Source organism: Burkholderia sp. BCC0405, from assembly GCF_902833075.1.
Taxonomy (GTDB): Bacteria; Pseudomonadota; Gammaproteobacteria; order Burkholderiales; family Burkholderiaceae; genus Burkholderia.
The window spans coordinates 1-4,562 of the sequence record NZ_CADFEO010000050.1; the positions used below are offsets into that span (position 1 = coordinate 1).

At 56.6% G+C, this 4,562-nt stretch carries 3 protein-coding genes and 1 pseudogene; all 4 read right to left on the reverse strand.

Annotated elements, in window-relative coordinates; translation table 11 throughout:
• Positions 1-243 precede the first annotated feature (243 nt).
• The gene (locus HWX36_RS36525) at positions 244-1,260 is read right to left on the reverse strand and encodes a hypothetical protein (RefSeq protein WP_175958554.1); all 1,017 of its coding nucleotides are present in this window, start codon (positions 1,258-1,260) and stop codon (positions 244-246) included.
• Between the two features lie 108 nt (positions 1,261-1,368).
• Positions 1,369-3,324, reverse strand: coding sequence for a DUF3732 domain-containing protein (locus HWX36_RS36530; RefSeq protein WP_175958555.1), 1,956 nt, complete (start codon positions 3,322-3,324; stop codon positions 1,369-1,371).
• Positions 3,325-3,381: 57 nt separating this feature from the next.
• On the reverse strand, positions 3,382-4,377 hold the full coding sequence (locus HWX36_RS36535; RefSeq protein ID WP_244136619.1) for an IS3 family transposase: 996 nt from the start codon (positions 4,375-4,377) through the stop codon (positions 3,382-3,384).
• Positions 4,344-4,520: pseudogene (locus HWX36_RS37525) on the reverse strand (transposase); the annotation flags it as partial. The gene HWX36_RS36535 and the pseudogene HWX36_RS37525, both read right to left, overlap by 34 nt.
• Positions 4,521-4,562: the final 42 nt, after the last annotated feature.

A 4,562-nucleotide genomic window follows, 5' to 3' on the forward strand; every position in this document is an offset into this window, starting at 1 on the left:
GCTTCCTGCCTGGTGTTAGTCAAAAACACAGCCTTATGCCTACCCGTAATTTTAAGTGGGAGACTGTGTCCGGTGTTTCAGGGGGCTGCTCCAGGTCGGGATCTGTAACTGTGAACATGCGAAAGATCTTTACGTATGGATAGGTGCAAATCTCGGCCTAACGACAGTCAGCGTAGGAGAGAGAAATTTTATTCGACCGTCACCGTGAATGTTCCGGTCGATTGTTCGACGAGGCACGATTCGCTAAGTCGCCGCTTCGTCGCGCCACTCGGGCGACACTAGGCGTATGTAGACAATGCCAAATCCGGGGCCTTGAGTTTCGAGAATAACCCGCGGGCGGTCATCGTTAGGTGGTTCGGCCCTGCCCCACTGGACATCATGGCCGCTCATCGCTTTTGTTTCAAAAAATGCGGTAGCGTTAGTCATAAACAGAGATGCTGCCGCGACGTGGGGCAGCAAAGTTCCGGCAGCTGCCGCCACTACATCAGGCGGCTTCTTCCCCGCCTGATAGCGTCTCTTCCCAACCTTCACCAGATGGTCTACGAGTCGCTCCCAGTCGCCGCCACTTTTCAAAGGCTCACCCAGGGTACCCACTACCATGTCGCTCAGCGCTTTCCCCAATGGAACGGTCGCACGGAAAACGCCATCGTAGCCTGCCGCAGCACCTGATGCCGTCAGCCCAACCGGTATACTTGGTTGAGCATCCTCGAGCCACCAACCCGAAGCTGGAACCGGGGCATTGACGTCAATACAGGCATATCGAACGCCTAGGCATTTGCCCGGTGCCGTGGGCGCAATGTTGAACTGTTTAGGCGTCGGACGTAGCCCAGTCAACTTGAATTTTGGCAAATGTGCATATAGATAGCGCTGGACGTCCGGGCCATTTTTATCCACCTTGAACTGCCCTGTCGCTGACCCCGGATCTGCGACCTTGGCCTGAATAACCAGTGCACGCCGTGTGCGCCCGCTTGGCTCCTCGCAGTCGAGGACCAACAACAAGTCGCAAAGCTCCGGTAACCGTGATTTACCGTGCCAATCCGTACAGCGAGCCTTGGGGGTCTTGTGAGCAAAAACTCCGAGCACATCAAGTTCACCGCTTTGCAGATACGGACGCCACTCCAGTACCAGTTTCTCAGGCAGTTGCAAGACTAACCGTGCCACTTCGGCCACTTCCCCCGTTCCCCAAACGGGATTCTGCTGTGTGCGGCAGTCTCGTATTGCCTTCTCGGCAGCCGTGATTAGTGCAGACGGAACTTTCATGAACGTCCGGTAGGTATTCAGTCAGAGTAAGCTCGGGAAACCTTTCCCTAGGCCACCAGTCATCACTTGCTTTTAGAACGGCTATCCCAGTCAGTGTTGTCGTGCCCCTCAAAGCCATGCCGCCGGCACCAAGCCTTGTCCTCGCCACTCTTCGATACGGACGACGTTTGCCAATCCGCCCCAGACCTCTTCATCGGCGTGATCCAGCACGATGACCTGTAACCGACCCGTGGTCTTTGCAATGATGTTGTCCAGCAGTGTAAACACCTTCCGCACCGCATCTACGTCCTCATTACCCCATTGGGGGTCTAGGTTCTCTCGCGACGCCTTTCCCGCTCGCAGCGTCGGAAAGTAGACTTGGCTAGGTTGATCGTAGATGAGCAAACCCGGTACGGGATGATTTGGCTTGCTAAGGAAATAGCCTTGTAGCGCAAGGGTCAGTGCCACATGGTATGCAAGCCAGTTTGCGCCGCTACCAATCTCCCAAAGGAAATCATCGCGTGTACCGCGAATCACCTTTACCGTCAGATCCTGGACATTGAGTCGGATTGGGGCATCCGGCCACTCACCATCAAGCTGTGGAACCAGCCGTGAACAAATCGCCTGGATCGTATCCAGCGCGTTTTCCGTTTTCCGACCGATTTCGTGCTCGGAGATCAGCTGGTCCAAGACCTCAATTTGAGTCCTCAGCGATAAAATTTCCTCGTTAAGTGCAGAAGACGTATCCAGCGTTTCGTACAGCCTCAGCGCTTCTTCCAGGCGACCAAGGAACCGTGAGATCTCCTCCCCACGTGTCGTCACCTTGCGCGCGTCTTCCGACTGACCTTCCAGTGTTCGTATTTCCTGCCGTACTGCCGCAAGATCCGCGAGGATTTTATCCACGGCTTCGCGCTGACGAAGCGTTTCTCGTCCGAGAGATTCCGTCACGCCAGGATGCGATCGTAGTCGAAGTTCTATGCCATCAAGCGCGTCACAGAGCTGGTCAATGCGTGCTCTTCCCGCATCGCTCGGCTCCAGCACCGCTGCAGGCCGATCAGACGCGAGTTGGCGAATCCACTTCGACAATTCCAACCGGTCACGCTGGACCTGAAGGCCATTCCGAAACGTATCGCTGCTTTCGTCAAGACGCCGTAGTTCGTGCAATCGGCTACGAGACTGATTGAGATCCATCACAAGCTTGGACTCGGCGGCCCGCAACTCGGTGAGACGCCCCATTATGACGTCCATCGAGGCCAAGGTTGGGGCCGCAACTTGGGGGTCGCTTTGCATTGCGGCTTTAAGCAGGTCCACTATCGATGGCCAATCGTTCGGGACTGCGGTGTCCGGCGGCAATAGTCCATACTCGATCGCCAAACGTACCCAAGCAAACCCTTCTCGCTGCCAGGAAGCGCCGGAAGCCTGTCGCGCCTTCAACTCGCCCTCTTTCCGGCGAAGCAACCGCCCGACGCGATCCAACTCGTGGCGTGCTTGCAAGAGCTCCGGGCTAATTGCACCTAAAACGTAAGGAAAGATCGTTTTTAGCTTTTCGCGATGCTCCGTCGTATCCGCCTTGAAGAACATCACATCAGGATTCGCGACGATGTTTTGGGGCTGAAATAGGAAAGCCATTAGATCGCGAAAACTTGGGCGTGACTTGAACCGGTCTTCACTACCCGGCTCAAATTGCAGGTTTGACAGTCCGGCAAGTCGATTCAAGACTGCCTTGACGTAGTCAACCGTTTGGTTCTTCTCCTGGATGACAGCGGGTGGCTCAACTGCCACGTCCTCCAACAGCAACATGTCACCAGAAGCCTTCAGATCTCCGGGTTCCCTGCGGGCAATCAATTTTTGCCCCTCAAGGGTATCGACCAGCACACCAAACCAAGAACAGCTTTCGCGAATCACCCCCACCGGGATAGCGCACTTTTCCGACCCCAGACAGTAGTCAACTATCGGAATCACCGACGACTTGCCGGTCTTCGACGCCCCGCTGATGACATTGACAACGCCAGGCTCAAATTTCACGACGCGTGGTTCGCCGCCGTGGCGCGGCCATAAAATGAGTTGTCGTAGCTGGAAATACATCAGAATCCCACCTTCAGTGTGTGAGCCACCTGACCTGCCTGGTTTCTTCGGGCCATTTCAATCTTGGGGAATGGCCTCGGTTACTTCAGTTAAACAATACCGCTGCTTGAACTCGTCGGGCGTCAGATAGGCCAGGCTCGAGTGCGGCCGGATGGCATTGTAGTGACGCCGCCACTGCTCGATCACAACCTTCGCTTCCGTGCGTGTTCGAAACCATTCAAGGCTCAAGCATTCATCTCGGAACTTGCCATTGAAGCTCTCGTCCGCGCCGTTCTGCCAAGGCTTGCCTGGCTCGCTGAGCGCCATGTCCATGCCGTTCTGCGCCGCCCACTTCAGGATGGCCCGCGATACGAACTCTGGGCCGTTGTCTGAACGCAAGTAACGAGGCGCACCATGAAGGCTGACCAGTTGGGACAGAACTTCGATGACACGTCCGGAACGAATCGATCCGGCCACGTCGATTGCCAGACATTCACGCGTGTACTCATCGATCACCGTCAGACACTTCAACTGCTGGCCGTTGGCACACGCGTCGAATACGAAGTCGTACGCCCAGACGTGTCGTGCCGCCGTCGCCGGTTGCGGACGAGGGCGATGGACCGACACGCGTCGACGGGGGCGCTTGCGCGGCACCTGCAACCCTGCAAAACGCCACAGCCGCCAGGCTCGGTCGGCGCTCATGGGATGACCCTGCCGCTCCAGAAAGATCTGAATGCGGCGGTAACCATAACGCGGATACTGCGCCGACAGGATACTCATCGCTGCCAATACCGGCGCGTCCCGCACGGCCAGTGTCGATTCGTAATGCAGTGCCGATCGGGCGACCGACATCAGCGCGCACGCACGCCGCTCCGACAGGCCTCGCGCTTTCGCATACGTGACCTGCTGGCGTCGGGCGGGCGCGCTCACCACTTTTTTGCGTTGATCTCTTTCATCACGTCCAGTTCGAGATCGCGCTCGGCAAGCATCTTCTTCAGCCGCGCATTCTCTTGCTCGAGTTGCTTGAGCCGCTTCACATCGGCAGCTTCCAGCCCGCCGAAATGCTGCCGCCAGTTGTAAATGGTTTGCTCGCTGATCCCGTGCTTCTTCGCGACCTCAGCGACCGGCGCCTTGTCCGCCTCGCGCAGGATGGTGACCATCTGTTCTTCCGTAAACCGGCTCTTCTTCATGACTTCCTTTTCTCCGTTGGAAGCCATTCTCTCAAGTTTCAACTGGTCCGAAAATTCCAGGGCAGGTCA